At 47.5% G+C, this 16302-nt stretch carries 10 protein-coding genes and 2 CRISPR repeat arrays (1 of these 12 only partly in view); of the genes, 2 read left to right on the top strand and 8 right to left on the bottom strand.

Features of this window, described 5'->3' with window-relative positions:
• Window positions 1-13 precede the first annotated feature (13 nt).
• Both L1271_RS17785 and L1271_RS17780 read left to right on the top strand, forming a co-directional pair.
• Window positions 14-1174, top strand: a complete 1161-nt coding sequence (locus L1271_RS17785) for an aspartyl/asparaginyl beta-hydroxylase domain-containing protein (protein WP_235368425.1) — start codon at window positions 14-16, stop codon at window positions 1172-1174.
• Window positions 1175-1377: 203 nt separating this feature from the next.
• The gene (locus L1271_RS17780) at window positions 1378-1653 is read left to right on the top strand and encodes a SelT/SelW/SelH family protein (protein WP_010603951.1); all 276 of its coding nucleotides are present in this window, start codon (window positions 1378-1380) and stop codon (window positions 1651-1653) included.
• Window positions 1654-1794: 141 nt separating this feature from the next.
• A CRISPR array of direct repeats spans window positions 1795-4630; the repeat unit is 29 nt; unit sequence CGGTTTAGCCCCGTGCGTACGGGGAACAC.
• 156 nt (window positions 4631-4786) lie between these two features.
• Here L1271_RS17780 and cas2e read toward each other — a convergent pair.
• The 8 genes from cas2e to L1271_RS17740 all read right to left on the bottom strand — a co-directional run bounded on the left by cas2e (window position 4787) and on the right by L1271_RS17740 (window position 14982).
• Window positions 4787-5095: a type I-E CRISPR-associated endoribonuclease Cas2e gene (gene cas2e, locus L1271_RS17775; RefSeq protein WP_235368424.1), complete on the bottom strand. Its 309-nt coding sequence runs from the start codon at window positions 5093-5095 to the stop codon at window positions 4787-4789.
• A complete protein-coding gene (gene cas1e / locus L1271_RS17770; protein WP_102058229.1) occupies window positions 5092-6021 on the bottom strand; it encodes a type I-E CRISPR-associated endonuclease Cas1e in 930 nt (309 codons plus the stop codon). Before cas1e ends, cas2e begins: the two co-directional genes overlap by 4 nt.
• Before the next feature lie 66 nt (window positions 6022-6087).
• On the bottom strand, window positions 6088-6765 hold the full coding sequence (cas6e, locus tag L1271_RS17765; RefSeq protein ID WP_235368423.1) for a type I-E CRISPR-associated protein Cas6/Cse3/CasE: 678 nt from the start codon (window positions 6763-6765) through the stop codon (window positions 6088-6090).
• The gene (gene cas5e / locus L1271_RS17760; protein WP_235368422.1) at window positions 6758-7429 is read right to left on the bottom strand and encodes a type I-E CRISPR-associated protein Cas5/CasD; all 672 of its coding nucleotides are present in this window, start codon (window positions 7427-7429) and stop codon (window positions 6758-6760) included. The genes cas6e and cas5e overlap by 8 nt, the downstream gene beginning before the upstream one ends.
• Window positions 7426-8583 carry a type I-E CRISPR-associated protein Cas7/Cse4/CasC gene (gene cas7e, locus L1271_RS17755; protein WP_235368421.1) on the bottom strand — a complete coding sequence of 386 codons (1158 nt, stop codon included), beginning with the start codon at window positions 8581-8583 and terminating at the stop codon, window positions 7426-7428. Before cas7e ends, cas5e begins: the two co-directional genes overlap by 4 nt.
• Before the next feature lie 14 nt (window positions 8584-8597).
• Entirely contained in the window at window positions 8598-10685 is a 2088-nt protein-coding gene (gene casA, locus L1271_RS17750; RefSeq protein WP_235368420.1) for a type I-E CRISPR-associated protein Cse1/CasA, read from the bottom strand.
• A gap of 474 nt (window positions 10686-11159) precedes the next feature.
• Complete coding sequence (gene cas3 / locus L1271_RS17745) at window positions 11160-14042, bottom strand: CRISPR-associated helicase Cas3' (RefSeq protein WP_235368419.1); 2883 nt, start codon at window positions 14040-14042, stop codon at window positions 11160-11162.
• A 106-nt stretch (window positions 14043-14148) separates the two neighbouring features.
• A complete protein-coding gene (locus L1271_RS17740) occupies window positions 14149-14982 on the bottom strand; it encodes a transcriptional regulator (RefSeq protein ID WP_206471713.1) in 834 nt (277 codons plus the stop codon).
• A 384-nt stretch (window positions 14983-15366) separates the two neighbouring features.
• A CRISPR array of direct repeats spans window positions 15367-16302; the repeat unit is 29 nt; unit sequence CGGTTTAGCCCCGTGCGTACGGGGAACAC (it continues 193 nt past the right edge of the window).

Genomic DNA, 16302 nt, shown 5'->3' with positions numbered 1-16302 from the left:
AGATATTATTTTGATGGCAAACGAAGAGATACAACCTCTCAACATTGACACACTTTTACAGCCAATCCTAGAATGCGAATCGCAAAATAGTTGGCCATTATTACTACTAAAGTTACTCGATGCCTACCCACAGAGTGCAGAGCTAAGCTATCGTGTAGCTGTAATTTTAGAACAAATTGGGGCGTTAGCCGAAAGTGAAAAAGCCTACTTTCACTGCATTGATCTTGCGCCCAAAAATTATCTAGTTTACTTGTACCTTGGATATTTACTAGAGACTAAGGGCGAGGAGAATACGGCACTAGCATGTTATGCCCTGTGTGAAACACTGACAGGCAGCTTTAAACGGCTTCAGCTTGCCAATAGCACAGCTCCTCAAACGCTTAAACGTTTTCAAAAAGCTTGGCAATGTATGGAAAGAAACCTTGGTACTGCATCAAGCATTGAGTCTGGACGCTGGGTTCAATACAGTAGTAAGCCCTTTGAAACACCTCAAGCACCACATCTTTTTTACGTACCTAATCTAACTGCAAAACCAATCTGGCTGGCACAGCAATTTTCATGGTATGAAAGCTTTAGCACCATGATCCCCGACATCATTAAAGAGTTTCACGCTACTTTTAATACCGCATCTTCGCACCTTACCCCCTATTTATCGGGTAAAGAGTATGAAAGCGTATTCCCAAAGCTTGCAAACAGCAGCAACTGGCAAGCACTATCCATTTTTAAAGAGGGGATCGAAGACGTTTCGGTGTCAAAGCACTTTCCTATTCTAAAAAAGGCTTTAGAGAAAGTGCCTTACTACGGCTTGACGGCATCCCCATACGAAGTGTTTTACTCTAAGCTAGCAAAAGGCCAAACTATTACTCCACATTATGGCCTTTCCAATCACAGTCTAACAGTACATTTGGCTATAGATATTCCCCACGACTGTTACTTAGAGGTCGATGGTAACCGCATTTTATGGCAAGAACATCAACTCACCATATTCGACGACTCTTATTTGCATTTAGCGCACAACGGTAGTGACCGAGATCGGATTGTACTTATTTTCTCCATTTGGCACCCTGATCTATCATTAACTCAGCGCCGAGCAATCCAGTTAGAGTTTTTAAATAGGCAAAACCTCATTGACAATTTAAATGCAACTCTGAGTGAATACAGAAGCGATCACTAGTATCCCAATTTTCGTCACGGCAACCCTTCAACTTGCCACAAAAGGGGTTGTTACTATACAAATAGTCCGTAACGTTAAGACTGACCTTATAATTAAGGTCTCCCTGGATAATTTCGGGGGGCGACCCCCGTTTTTTTCAAGCTAGCCATATGATAAATCACAGTGCTAGAATCCCATCACAGCCTTCAAAAAAACGTAAATTCATGCAAAAACCGACCATCACTATCCATTACTGCGTACTTTGCCAATGGATGTTGCGAGCAACTTGGCTTGCACAAGAGTTACTTTCAACTTTCTCTGACGATTTACAACAAGTCGCGTTAGTGCCAGCAAGTAAAGGCGTATTCAAAATTTACTATAACAATACGTTAATTTGGTGCCGAAAGGCGGATGAAGGTTTTCCTGAAGCCAAAGTGCTCAAAAGAAGGGTGAGAGATTTGTTAGATCCTGAGCGTGATTTAGGTCATGTGGATAAATAACTAGCTAACAATGATGGCTATAACTTAATCCCGGGATTACAGTCGGGCCTAGAATCGCCGCTGTTTCACCGCTCAATGAGATGAGCATCTGGTGCTGCTTCACGGACGAATTCCAGCACATGGTCCAGACCTGGGTAGCTCAGATTTAGCCCCGTGCGTACGGGGAACACGGGATTGGTAGAAATCCTCGATGGTGGCAACCCGGTTTAGCCCCGTGCATACGGGGAACACTACAATCCGCAATCAGGTGCCAGAAGTAATAACGGTTTAGCCCCGTGCGTACGGGGAACACAAAATCAGTTTTAATCTAACCTATAAAATAACCGGTTTAGCCCCGTGCGTACGGGGAACACTTGGTGTGTTTATCCCGATTAAAAGAGTAAAGCGGTTTAGCCCCGTGCGTACGGGGAACACAACAAAGGAAATTAAGGAAGTTGGTGAGTCAACGGTTTAGCCCCGTGCGTACGGGGAACACGCAGGTGTCGCAATCGTTGGTATTACAATGGCGCGGTTTAGCCCCGTGCGTACGGGGAACACTCAATGCATGGCCGATGACCTATGGTAAATACCGGTTTAGCCCCGTGCGTACGGGGAACACCGTTATTCAGCATGGGGCCTAACTGCTGAAGACGGTTTAGCCCCGTGCGTACGGGGAACACAGAGGTTATTGAGTGTGAAAATAGCCAATTTCCGGTTTAGCCCCGTGCGTACGGGGAACACGACCCGCTCACCTTTATCAAGCAACCACGTTCCGGTTTAGCCCCGTGCGTACGGGGAACACATGCCATCAAGCTTGATGCAGGACTGGCTCGACGGTTTAGCCCCGTGCGTACGGGGAACACTACAACAGTGCAAATCTATTTTCATTGATGACCGGTTTAGCCCCGTGCGTACGGGGAACACGCTGAACTATTGCTGATATTTTGCATGGTTCTCGGTTTAGCCCCGTGCGTACGGGGAACACGGGGCTCGTCTCTAACGTTGGCATTAATGCTACGGTTTAGCCCCGTGCGTACGGGGAACACGACCAGCGTGCCAGCAGCCACGGCGGCTTCCACGGTTTAGCCCCGTGCGTACGGGGAACACCATTAGTTACGAGCGCAATGTTACAGAAAATTCGGTTTAGCCCCGTGCGTACGGGGAACACAGACTCAAACGGATAAAGAACCTCTAAAGCCGCGGTTTAGCCCCGTGCGTACGGGGAACACGACCTCGTTGCGATACCAAACTAAGCTTTCCTCGGTTTAGCCCCGTGCGTACGGGGAACACAGCAACTAAATCACGGTAGTTTGAATCCGTAACGGTTTAGCCCCGTGCGTACGGGGAACACGATGTTGGCAGCATAAAACTCGTCTTCCATTTCGGTTTAGCCCCGTGCGTACGGGGAACACCCTGTTACATGGAAGTCTGAGACCATTTTGTGCGGTTTAGCCCCGTGCGTACGGGGAACACATAAAAGTCGTATATTTCTTGGGCCCAGGCATCGGTTTAGCCCCGTGCGTACGGGGAACACCTCAACTTCAACAGCTTTTGGCCTCATAAGGACGGTTTAGCCCCGTGCGTACGGGGAACACCTCTCAGTTCGTGGGGGTCAGCAATGATTTATCGGTTTAGCCCCGTGCGTACGGGGAACACCTCACCGACGATTCGCGGCTTTCCCTTTTAACCGGTTTAGCCCCGTGCGTACGGGGAACACTCTATAACAATATAAAAGCGTTTTTATTAGACCGGTTTAGCCCCGTGCGTACGGGGAACACTAATAAAGGTAGCACCACAAACCAAGAGTACGCGGTTTAGCCCCGTGCGTACGGGGAACACATCACCTAAGCGCTTAGTTTCGATATTCAAGCCGGTTTAGCCCCGTGCGTACGGGGAACACATACCCGCACGGATCAGCATGGTAAAAGTACGCGGTTTAGCCCCGTGCGTACGGGGAACACGATCCGCAAAAACTAACTGATGCGCTGAACGACGGTTTAGCCCCGTGCGTACGGGGAACACTCAACCAGCATGCGAGCGTTCCCCTCAACGCGCGGTTTAGCCCCGTGCGTACGGGGAACACATCGAGATTCCAGCGCGACAAACAATTTAATACGGTTTAGCCCCGTGCGTACGGGGAACACACCCCAATGACGTTAAAACCTTGCCAACTAGACGGTTTAGCCCCGTGCGTACGGGGAACACCTATTAGTATATTTGCTGCAATTCGCTAACCGCGGTTTAGCCCCGTGCGTACGGGGAACACATCACGGCCACTTACACCCATTTGCCCGGCAACGGTTTAGCCCCGTGCGTACGGGGAACACACTTGCCTCATAAGCATAAGCAAAGATACCCACGGTTTAGCCCCGTGCGTACGGGGAACACCGGACTTGGCATCAGGTACGACAAACGCAAAACGGTTTAGCCCCGTGCGTACGGGGAACACTCAAAGTTGATGATCTCACCACCCGGCAAAACCGGTTTAGCCCCGTGCGTACGGGGAACACGAGCTAGGTATTTTTAATTCTCCTGCGCATTACGGTTTAGCCCCGTGCGTACGGGGAACACGTCAGGTATTGTTGAGTGGGGACATCATAATTCGGTTTAGCCCCGTGCGTACGGGGAACACTTCATCAACTCTGACGCGAGCCTCGATCAACTCGGTTTAGCCCCGTGCGTACGGGGAACACGGCTCTTGGGTTGTGCTTGGCTGGAAAGAGAGCGGTTTAGCCCCGTGCGTACGGGGAACACGGCACTCAACCTATCATCGATACAAATGGTCGCGGTTTAGCCCCGTGCGTACGGGGAACACCTATGTAAGTTCGGGTAATTAAGTTGATCTGGCGGTTTAGCCCCGTGCGTACGGGGAACACATCCGTGGAGATAAATGGTTTTTAATTGCTGACGGTTTAGCCCCGTGCGTACGGGGAACACTTTGCTGGTATTAAGTATGGAGTGTTTAAAAACGGTTTAGCCCCGTGCGTACGGGGAACACTCTAAAATTATATACTTGTTTTTAATAAAGAAAAATCATCTAGTAAAAGTTACCGAAAATTTTAGGTACAAAAGCACCTCTCACTATGAGGTATAAATCTTAATCACCAACTTGTTAAAGAGCATTAAATCGAATTAAAAAAACGAGGGGAGTTCGCTAATCAGCTCCCGGATTATCATTTGCTCTGGGCGTATACTTCACCAATCTCAGGCCCTGAAAATCGACAGGCATTCGAGCATTTTCACCATAGGTGATAAAGTCAAAACCCGACTCGGTGTTGGTTGCCCAGGCCATGACGACATTGCCGTCTTCCGCCAGCTCACTGACCTGAAACCAGATCATTTCACGAATGCGCTTGCTCACATCACCTACATACACACCGGCGCGGATCTCCAGCAGCCACACCGCCAGACGACCTCTTAACCTCGGTGGCACCGCCTCAGTAACAACCATGCACATACTCATAGTGACCCTCCGCTGCGATGGCCCTCGTCGCCTATGGATTCAGGCTCAGGAATAGCAGGCGGTTGTGCGTCAGCATAGGGCTCGGGCGGTGTTACCTCTCCGGCGGCTAATACTTCTTCAATCAGCGGGATAAGGCGTGGTAATACCTTGTCTTTACGGAACGCTTCGCGACAGGCGATGCGTACTTCACGATCGGGGGATTGTGGCCGCCGTTTGGCAATTTTAAACGCCACAGGCACCACGGTATCGAATTTTATAATGTCAGCAATATCATACACAAACGACAATGGCTTGCCTGTATGCAAAAAGCCAATGGCAGGCGCATAGCCAGCGGCCAGCACTGCTGCTTCGGTGACGCCATACAAGCAAGACGTAGCGGCGCTGATACATTGATTGATCACATCGCCCTTTGCCCAATCCTTAGGGTCGTAGCGTCGTCCCTGCCAGCTCACCTGATACTGTTTGGCAAGCAGCTCATAGGTTTTGCGCACGCGCGTGCCTTCAATGCCCCGAAGCTGGTCAACCGAGCGTCGCTCCGGTGCCGGTTCGCCAAAGCGTAGCTCAAACATTTTGCGCACGACTTTAAGTCGCAGGTTTTCATCCAACGCCAGCTTGGCCTGATAGAGCAACTTATCGGAGCGCGCACCACCGGGCTGACCCGCAGAGTAGAGCCTGACTCCCGCTTCTCCCACCCAAATAAGCAATGTGCCCGTGGTCGCTGCCAGTTTCACCGCCGCATGACTCACCCGAGTACCCGGTTCCAGCATAATGCACACCACAGAACCCACCGGAATAAGCATCCGCTCGCCGTTTACTTCATCAATCACAACAAATGCGCCGTCACGCACATCAATACGCCCCATACCAATAAAAATCATTGAGTTACGATCTTTAATTGGAATAGGTTTTAAAGGAAGAAATGCCATTCCCTGCACTCCTAAATTAAGTAAAAAATTAGGAAAAAGGCGAGTCACCCCGCCTTACTGATTAGATTACAAAGGTTTAATCAACATCAGCCCGCAGCCAAAAGCTTTGGAGCGGCCGATGCCGTTGAATAATGCCTGCTCCAGTTTTTGCACATCGGTGATTTTCGCCACGCCAAAATAATCCAGTGTGCTGAGCTGAATTGGCCTTGCCCCGTCTTTTTTAACCACTTTGTGCTGCTTGTAATTGCTAAACTCAATACACTGAGTCAGCAACTCCAGGCCACCCTTTTGCAGCTTTCTGTCTAGCCAGGCTTTTGCAGCAATATCAATAGCTTCATTCACATCGCTATTTGCTTTTTGAGCCTGTTTTTTGGCATGCATCAAAACATCGTGACGGCGAGTTTTCTCTCCTTTTGGCGTAATATCTACCGTCGGATTAGCTCGTAATGAGAACTGAACCAGACCCGCTTCTTTGAGCTGGCTCTGCTGTGTTTGAGTGACTATTTTCCAGCTTTTAATCGCTTCTTTTAGCTGACGTTTTGAGCGAATAAATACTGTTGGTACTGGCAGGGCCATATCCACACGAAACATAAAGTCAGCCTGAGTCAGCTCGCTTTCAACAAAACAACGCCATACCCACTGATGCTGTTTGTATAGATCATCGGGATGCAAAAACCCTAAATCCTCTCCAGCCTGATCAGGATCAAAATACAGTCGGCTTTCGTACCAAAGAGTGTCAGACATATAGCACTTCCTCCGTATTCACCAACCCCCAGCAACTTTTCACACTTCTGAATGCAAAGGTTCTGTGGTTTATCTCAAAGCTTAATGGCACATCATGCCGTTGTTCAGTGCCTTCTTGTGCCTCGCTGTCTATGATGTATTTCACCGGTGTTCCGGCTACCTTTTCGTACTCAGCTTGCATTCTTGGTGCTTGTTGCAACGCCTGTTCTAAAGGTAACTCCATACACGCACTATGGGGATCAACTAAAGGAATGCCCGGCAAATATGACTTACGCCCTAAAAACTGCGGCCAGACCGGGTTTAACAAAGCATGATGCAGTTTTTTAAGCAAAACCGCGTCGCCTTCAAAGCCTACCCAAAAGGCGGCATCTGCGAGATAAGCACGATGTGACAGCTGCGTATCCGGCTTGCCACCGTCAGCCTTTGCCACATTCAGCGCCGTTTGGTAATCAAATGCCAGATCGCCTGGTTTATCTATGCGCACGCCCATTCGCAATGCAGTAAGATCATTCAGAGGCTCATTTCGCTCACGCCCTAGTGATGCACACAGCAAACCGATCACACCACTTTTTGTCGGATCAAGCTGAGTGTTGCGCAGCTCAAAGGCACTTTTTAGCCCCCATGACTGCATTGGTCCGGCTAATCGGATCAACAAAGTGCTCATTGACACTCCAAAGCACCTTGCAGTGCATCAAGCATCTGAGCTTCCAGTTGTGCAATGGTGCCACTGTCTTTGTCCTGATACTCTTCCAGATTGTCGATATAAGTGCTGCGGCCCTCAAAAATAAAGCCCGATTCACCATACATACCTGCAAGCTTCTTAGCGAACATTTCCAGTTTTTGTGCTGACTGGTGCTCAAGCTCGGCTTCATCAGGCTTGTCTATTGTTACCGCCTGAGTAAATGCGTTGCTCAGAGACCAAGGTGCACCATCTTTGCGCACATTTACCTTGATGTAACTTGGCGGATTCTGCGCTGCAAAGCTGTTTTGTTTACCGGAAGGCACCGCTTGAACTAACGCCCTGAAAAAACCTTTTACCGCGCCAGTCACCTGTTCCTTATCCTGCCCAAGGTTAGCAGCCAGTTTATCAATATTGATCTGAGCATAACGGTAATAACAGGCACTGTTGAAGTACACACCCCCCATCATTCCGGAGCCTTGCTCACCCGCCTGCAATTCGTCATCCACAGCAGTAAAAAAGTCCATGGCTGGCGTAACGATATTGGTTGAAATTGCATGAGCAACCTGGCATGCAGCGTCTACATTGATATTGTTGTTGTCTGCGACCATACGGCCGAATAATGCGATATCTGCGGCAAAAGCCTGTTCGTGCTTACCAAATACTTCACCCACTAGTTTTGCGAGCTTTTTATCTAGCTTCTTTTTATCCTCCTGGTTTAGCTCATCAAAATTTTCAAGTGCAATATTCTTAAGCGCTTCGACTTCATTCAACCCTAGGTAAAGCAAGTATTCAGTTTTGAACTTATGTTTTTCTTCTTTTTGTACCAACTTCAGCTCAGCAAGTCCAAGTAAATTTTCACAGACTATATTACTTGCATCTTCAGGTTTGCCATTGGCAACCAAGAAATCTCTAATCTTAAAAGCTAGCTTACGAGTGCGTACAGCGCGGTCGCCCTGATGCTCTACAACAGCATCGTTAAATGCCCCATGCGTACGAATTGCGCGCTTCTGACACTGGCTTGAGATCCGCGCCCGTTGTGAACCACCAAACACACAAGATTTAGGAGTGTTGGTATCGTCGCGGTTTAAGTTGCTTGGGGCAAAGTTCTGTAATACATGAAATTCGATAAAAGACATAAGGTAACTCCTTTTTAATTTGTCGCGTCTGCTGAGTCTGTAGACTCATCGGATTGAGTTGGTTTGGCCCAGTAATCTCTGGCCCATTTAAGTTGAATGCGTTTGTCGTCGCTATCCCAGTGATAGAGATCTTCCATCAGAGTGCGGTAATCAATGGCAATATCTTTGCTTTTCAGGATCTGGACCATCTGGCGCAGTGTTTGTTTTAATTGCTCCCCTTTGGCCTCAAGCAGGCACTCAAAGCGAAAGCTCATGCCGGGGCGCTCACTGCCATCGCAGATCTGCCATGCTTTCCCAAAGCTCTGATGCTTTTCGCTAAAGTACAGCTTGTTATGACTCGCAAACAGCCCAGCAACAAAGGCTTGAGTCTCAGCTCTTGTTAAGTCGTCAGATAAAAGGTGAGCTAGATAGGGCATGACGGCAACGAGTGTGCTTTTTTGCTGGTCGAGTGACTTTTTCAGTGCAGCGAGAATTTCTCGGTTTGGATGATCTGGATTTGCCCATTTCTCCAGTTTTGCCACTAATGTCTGTGTATCCAGGCTCCAGTATTGGCTAGACTGCCATTCACGTCCATAAAGTGCCCGCTCCAGCTGCTGTGACGCAAGACCCAACCCTTTTTTAACTTTTGAGCCTCCATAACGCCAACTCACTGTCGCACCTTCAAACGCCTTCATCGCTGTGTCTATACATAGTGCACGCCATTTAGCATTGGCATCATCTGTGTTAGTGCTCAGCGCCCAAACAAACTGCTCAAACCCTTCATTTAGCCGTGGCCAGTAAAATCTGTCTGGGTTGATCGCAGACACCCTTGCATTCACATCCTGAACGCGAGCACCATCAGGCAATAAGTGCCGAGCAAATACCCTAACTGCATTTTCAAGCTGGTAAAACATGGCTTCTGCGGTTTTCAGGCCATTTACCAATAGCTCACTGTAATTGATGCCCAATTCTGTATCTTTTTGCACCAGGTTTGCAGGCAAGGGTAAGCGCTCATTGAACCACGAAAGCGGGTTGGCCTTGTTGTTGTCCAGCCCAATCAGCTGACAGTTCAGCGTAAGTGTACTTAACACACTATTATCCAATGTTGCCAGTAGCTGAACGCCCGCTGGCCGCAAGTCTTTGGTTGCTATTTTACCTTTTGTAAATTCCGCCAGTCGTAACAGGTTAGCTGTATCTCGCCAGCAACTACGTGCAAAACTCAGTCGAACAGGCAGCATTTTTTCGTCTTTGTTGAGACGGTAGGCAAAATAAGGTTCCCGAGGCATTTCTTCCGGTATTGGCAGGCCCTGAGAAAAATGCATTTCAGACACAGAACCATCTTCCTCAGCAATAAGCCGAACGTGCCTTGAACGCCATGTCAGATAATCGGTTAAGCCACGCATAGCTCTGGCTTTAGGGGCTTCCTGTTTACTATCTGTTTGCTCCCAGACAGGCAGATCAGAGTCATCCAGCAGGGCCTTATCTTTAGGCATTTTCAGGTTCAGCATCAGGGTTTGAAATAAGTTTTCCCCTTCAACCATCACCACAGCACCGCCCACTAACGGCGCATTGGTAAAGTTGGGGTGTTTCTTAAATAAGTTTGAACTACCACTTACCCCACCTCCGAGACTAAAATACTGACAAACCAATAACTGGATAGCCGCCTCACCCGCTGAAATAGAGAACTTTTTACTATCAGCCAGATGGCTCCAAAGTAGCTTATTTGAACCTGTACTATAGTCGGGCACTAACTTTTTAACCGATGTGGTCACACCATTATCTTTTTGAAATTCGGCAGTCTGAAAAAAGGGATACTGCGCACAAAACAGATCGAACTTGCTCTGGCATCGGTCAGACTTTATATAATCAAATACACACGCATCAAACTCCCCTTTTTCGAAAGCTTTGTGCCAGTTTTTACCGCTTAAATACCGGTAACTGCGGTACAGAACAGCTAACAACAGCCTTGAAATTGCGCTGACGGCCAGTGGCCTGTCATGCACAATTTGGCGCAGTTGGGGGGCAGCCTGTAGCACACCGAGTATTGAATAATGCCGGATCTCCCCCTGTAAATCTTGTGCCGGGATCCAGCACTCCTGTTCCAAAAGATCATAGTTCATCATAATCCTTTAAGTCCTCCTGTAGGTTTGTATGCAGATCCGGCCACCACACAATGCCAAATCAGTACTTGCATCTGTCTAGCAAGTTGCTAGACTCTATTTTTCTTTCTTGTTGCTGTTTTTTTTGTAAAATGCCCAAATTAAAAAAAACAACAGCGCATAAGTAGGCGCATTGGCATTCTGTAGCGCGATAATGACATCTGCCAAGCCGTTGAACATAAGTTTCGTATCCTTCTAGTTGGTTAGTCACTACAATGTATACGTTTTGCTCAACCTTGTCTAATAATTTATCTATCAATATTAAAACACTACTCTTAAAATTTAATTTTCATTTCTTGTTTCCAAGTTCGATGTTAAAATTCAAACCTTCCTAACTATCGTTGGGATGAACCGAGTAGCGTTTCAATATTTATAGATGCTGCCAACTTGTTCCCCGTACGCACGGGGCGCCTGCCGATAGCTTCAGCTATCGGCTTCTTACCTCTTAGAATGGTTGTGACTACTCCTGCATTTCTCTACTTTTAATCCCAATACTGGATCTAGTTTAAGTGTGCCAATCGAGGTCACTGAGTAGGTAAAATACTGATCCAAAATAACCGGTACACAGCTGTGTAGCTGCGAAGTTCTTTGCCATACATCCTTAGCAACAAAATTAAATTGCCAGTTGCTTTCAATCTCACGAAAGTGTTCAACCCAGTCTGCATGGCTGAGTTTCACCAAAGATTGCTTCAGCCTGCCTATATCATTTTTATTAAAACGTTTATCTGCACGCCAGTTTATCGCTTCATAGGGAGCATTTTCTCTCATGGGCGTCTGACATTGTTGCAGGTAAGGCTGATATTCAGTAATGGGCACCAACAAACCGTCTTCATTCTGGATCAGCAGAATTATCTGCACACTGAGGCTGGCAAGCCGCGTCGATAAAACCAAGTCCTCATCATCAAACTGGTCATTTAGATAATCTAGCAAATCCGACACATCTTCCTGATCAGCGTCAAACATCATATCGTTTGCCAGCCGATACACGAGTTTCTTTTCAAGCTCGAATTCAAACGCTTTCTCTTGCTCCTGATCCAACCAGTCCACCTGCTGCTCAATATCGGTGTAGACGTTATTTACCCAATCATCAACCTCTTCATCAAGGTCCAACTCGAAGCCATTATTTTGCTTTGAGCTAGCAGCCGCCTCCCACAGCAAACGGGTCGTTACCGCGAGTATATGTGGCGGGTAAATTTTAATATCGGCGTACCCTAACCACTTGGCATAGTCTTCTGGGATCTCACTTAATCCCGGTAGGTAGACATTAAGCCTCGGGCTGTTAATAAGTTCAGATCTGACAGGATTATTTATCTGGTGCCGCCAAACCCGCCCTAGCCGTTGCATGATCAGATCACTGGGTGCGACCTGAGTGAACATTTCACAAGCGTCGTAATCCAAGCTCTGTTCCAAAACTTGGGACCCAATTAGAATTAAACACTGATCTTTGACGGGTCGATTTGGATTAACCGCTTTTCGGTCTCTCGGATTATTGCCTACTAGATATTCAACCATGTCTTCGATAGCTAAGCGGTTGCCGATGGGATATCGGGCATGAAAAACCAGACACTGTGTATTTTGACTTTTTTTCTGATCGCAGTATTCAAGAACAATTTCACTGAGTGCCTGCGCCGCATTCACTGTATTCAGGATACACACGAATACACCGCACCCCGCTTCCTTTACACGTGCCAAAACATCGCTGGCCATCTGTTCAACGCATTGTTGTGGCGTGGTTTTATGCAACTGAACCCAAAACTTTTTGGGAGGAGAAGCAAGCTTATCAGTATCAGCACACTCCTTCACCTGAACAGATGTCGCTAACTGCCCTCCGCTATAAGTTGTAAGCCTCGGATAGGCTGCCTCTTTTAGCTTAATAGTATTACCGAACTCTTGGCCATAAGCCTGTACTAACTCTCGGAGCATCAGCTTAGGTAAGGTAGCAGATAAGATGATCACCCTGACTTTGAGTTTTGCCATCCAACGCAGCGTATTTTTTAGCAAAGAAAGTTGGAAGTAATCCAGTGCATGCACCTCATCCAATATGACGGTTTTATTTGCAATGGCGAATAACCGCACAAAGTTATGCTTGTAAAGCATGGCAGCCATAAGTAGCTGATCAATAGTACCAACAGAGGCTCCGGCCAATAACCCTCTTTTTTTAGCGGTAAACCATAAGTTTGCCTTTACCGAATTTTGCTCATTCAAATCCTCAATGCTGAACAACAACAAGTCCTCATAAGCTGGGTTAAACTCCGCGTTGCTGTGCTTTAAATGGGTTTCAATGTCTTTATAGCCCAAAGACTCATTTTGCAGAAACTTTAGTGTCCGCTTATAAAGTTGGTTCGCCGTAGCCTGAGAAGGCATAGCCACATACAGACCGGAATGATCTAGGTTACGAATAAAATGGTCAGCCAATATGAGTGCGGCTTCTGTTTTTCCGCTCCCCATACCGCTTTCAATCACTGTCAGCCAAGGCTGCCCTTGAGAGTTAAGTGAGGCTAATATGCTTTGCTGTAATGCGTTAGGTTTAAAGCCAAATACTTTGTCGAATTCAATAATACTTTGTGCAGCTTTAATATGTTTGATGCTTAGCGTATCTGCCAACCGTTGCGCCGCATCAATACGCAGTGCAATATCAGAAAAATACGCTTCTGCACTGATATAGGTAAAATGGTAAGGGTCAGAGCCAATCCAATCTGAAACGGAGCACAACCCCGCCATATAGGCATACCAGATAGGAGTAAGTAATTCATCATCAATCTCACAAAGCTGTGATACGTCAACCTGAAAGTAATCGAGTAACCAGTTTATTGCATGAGTCTGGATTGTTTCCCACGCCGATTTTCGCCCCCAAAACCGACCGTTATTTGAGCCAGTTACAAATTCTCCATGATGACTAGCAACGGAAGAGACTAAAGGTTTAACAGCATAGCGGTTCTGGCCAGTCTTTGTGGCCCAGTTTAATAAAATCTCGTAACCAGAAGTACCGTGCTGAGTCTCATCCGCACCTTTTTGACAATAAACCTCGGTATCAAACAAATCCTTTACCCGATCCTGCAACTTATACTGAAACCCAGGTGTGATCTTGCCAATATCATGCAGGGCAATAAGCAGCACTACCATAGCAATCGCGGTATCCTCATCAACGCCTTCAATAGATAAAAACGGCTTTAGTAAGATAGCCCGCTCCTGAGCTGCCAGCTTGAGGATAATAGCCCGGGCCACAAAGGCCACGTCTAACATGTGACACACTGCAGGAAGAATCTTATGCTCGTCGGCCTTGCCCCAGAACTGGAAAATATCGCTGTTAAAATCACTCACACTATTACTTCCTTGCTTTCAATACACTCAGCTTACGACGCGGATAAAATACCGACAATCCTGCGATTGCAACCAGTAAAAAAATTACCCGGTCTGGTGCGTTTGTTTAGCTGTTCCATAACAACCTTCTGGCCCTCAGCTCTCTATAGCAGGCTGGTTCCATCACAATTTGCTGTGCTTCCGGGTGTGGGTGCTGAACATCTAACCTCAAAATGCTGATCAGGTAGTTGATCAGTGCAGCGTTGGTTTTAATTTGCTTTTGGTGGTTGTGCATATCAAAGTCGTGAGCGATAACTTGCTGGGCGTACTCGCTGAGTCTTGGGTCGGGGATTATGGTTAAAGTGACTTCCTGCTGCCAGGCTTCGTCGTCTTTTTTGTACTTTTGCGCTTTGCTGATAAATTCTGGGGAGGCAGAGACGATACGCGATAATGAAAAGTCTCTAAAGCCTTTGGCTTTTTCACAGTAGGCTCTCAAATGATAGCGCAGTCCAGAGTTAATCAGCGTGTGAGGGCGGATCACGCGCTCGGTTTCACCGCCTTCTTTTATAGACTGATAGCGAATATCCAGCACGCTTTGTCGCCGACAGGCATTCAATATGGGCCGCAAAATGGTGGGATTAAGCTTTCTGTGTGGTAATGCCAGCGAAGTAATCGTTGAGGAACTCAGATTGTGTATGTACTGTTCCCCAGTGAGACTAGTATACTCAGTAAAATCCTGAGAGATATAATTAGGTGTAAAGGGGCTTGCCAGCACATAGGCTTTCTCAGACTCATTATAGCTTGCGGCAATCTGATAACGCTCAATAAAGTCGGTGACATAACGCCGTGCGCTGGGCCTTGAAAGCTTAAATTTGCTCTGGAAAGTACCGGTCTGGATTTCTCCCTGCCAAAACAATACCGCTTCAATATATCTAAAATACAGCTCTTCCTTAGCCTGCATAAAACACTCTGGTAAAATTTTCGTAAAATAAATGTATCAGAACAAACAAAGTAAGTCATTGACCTGAGACAAACTGACAGAGAGATCACGCTAGCATTTTTTTGATGATAGATTAATAATCAACTATGGCGGCAGTGTTTCCAATGGGTAACGGTTATATGCAGTTTATATATGATGTGAGTTCGAGTCTCACCCTGCCACCACTTCCAGCCAAGCTGTCCACCGCCTCTTTCCTACTAAAATGTCCTATTGGTTAGCCCCGTGTGTACGGGGCCGAAGTAAGACCGAAACACCGTTTCGCAGCCTGCTAAGGTGAGCGCATGGATGCGTGAGGGATGCCGCTTCACGGACGAATACAGCACATGATTCAGACCTGAATAACTCAGGTTTAGCCCTGTGCGTACGGGGAACACCAGATCACCTCTTTCAGCGCCCTAACCATGACCGGTTTAGCCCCGTGTGTACGGGGAACACTCATGCCCTACATGGTCAACCAACGTTCGAGTCGGTTTAGCCCCGTGTGTACGGGGAACACTTGGATGGTTTCGTTATTCGCAGGTACCAAAGCGGTTTAGCCCCGTGTGTACGGGGAACACACCCAGCAGTCTCGGCTGTGTGGTAACAGGTGCGGTTTAGCCCCGTGTGTACGGGGAACACAAACGTTTCGTGGTGGCGGTTCCTGAATTCAGCGGTTTAGCCCCGCGCATACGGGGAACACCCGCATTCACGGACTCATAAATGACGCCACCACGGTTTAGCCCCGTGCATACGGGGAACACGATGCAGCACCTGATTTTTTTGAAAACATAACCGGTTTAGCCCCGTGCGTACGGGGAACACGCTTGTTTTGCTCGATGGCCATCGCCATTTGACGGTTTAGCCCCGTGCGTACGGGGAACACTGGGGGTTGCCTAAAATACAACAGACGTTTAAGCGGTTTAGCCCCGTGTGTACGGGGAACACGCGTTGCCAAAATCCCCAGGCGATTAATTGGTCGGTTTAGCCCCGTGTGTACGGGGAACACACGATATCGCCAACTCATACATTGCTGGCTCGCGGTTTAGCCCCGTGTGTACGGGGAACACGCGTCACTATGAAAGTTTGGGTTTTTTTCTGCCGGTTTAGCCCCGTGTGTACGGGGAACACCTTCGATTGTTGGTATACCTTCCGCATTGTCACGGTTTAGCCCCGTGTGTACGGGGAACACATTAGAAACAATCAAAATAATATTACAAAAAACGGTTTAGCCCCGTGTGTACGGGGAACACGCAGGTGTCATCTCACACCCCAAGCCCGGCATGCGGTTTAGCCCCGTGTGTA

Source organism: Pseudoalteromonas sp. OF5H-5, assembly GCF_021530695.1.
In the GTDB taxonomy this organism is placed as follows: Bacteria; Pseudomonadota; Gammaproteobacteria; order Enterobacterales; family Alteromonadaceae; genus Pseudoalteromonas.
The sequence above is the reverse complement of the archived record's forward strand: the minus strand, read 5'-3'. Positions and strand labels throughout refer to the sequence as shown.

What these genes read in the sequence shown, in the direction of transcription:
- cas1e (WP_102058229.1), bottom strand. Translation starts at nt 6,021, where the DNA reads ATGGCATTTCTTCCTTTAAAACCTATTCCAATTAAAGATCGTAACTCA.
- cas7e (WP_235368421.1), bottom strand. Translation starts at nt 8,583, where the DNA reads ATGTCTTTTATCGAATTTCATGTATTACAGAACTTTGCCCCAAGCAAC.
- L1271_RS17785 (WP_235368425.1), top strand. Translation starts at nt 14, where the DNA reads ATGGCAAACGAAGAGATACAACCTCTCAACATTGACACACTTTTACAG.
- cas2e (WP_235368424.1), bottom strand. Translation starts at nt 5,095, where the DNA reads ATGAGTATGTGCATGGTTGTTACTGAGGCGGTGCCACCGAGGTTAAGA.
- cas6e (WP_235368423.1), bottom strand. Translation starts at nt 6,765, where the DNA reads ATGTCTGACACTCTTTGGTACGAAAGCCGACTGTATTTTGATCCTGAT.
- L1271_RS17740 (WP_206471713.1), bottom strand. Translation starts at nt 14,982, where the DNA reads ATGCAGGCTAAGGAAGAGCTGTATTTTAGATATATTGAAGCGGTATTG.
- casA (WP_235368420.1), bottom strand. Translation starts at nt 10,685, where the DNA reads ATGATGAACTATGATCTTTTGGAACAGGAGTGCTGGATCCCGGCACAA.
- L1271_RS17780 (WP_010603951.1), top strand. Translation starts at nt 1,378, where the DNA reads ATGCAAAAACCGACCATCACTATCCATTACTGCGTACTTTGCCAATGG.
- cas5e (WP_235368422.1), bottom strand. Translation starts at nt 7,429, where the DNA reads ATGAGCACTTTGTTGATCCGATTAGCCGGACCAATGCAGTCATGGGGG.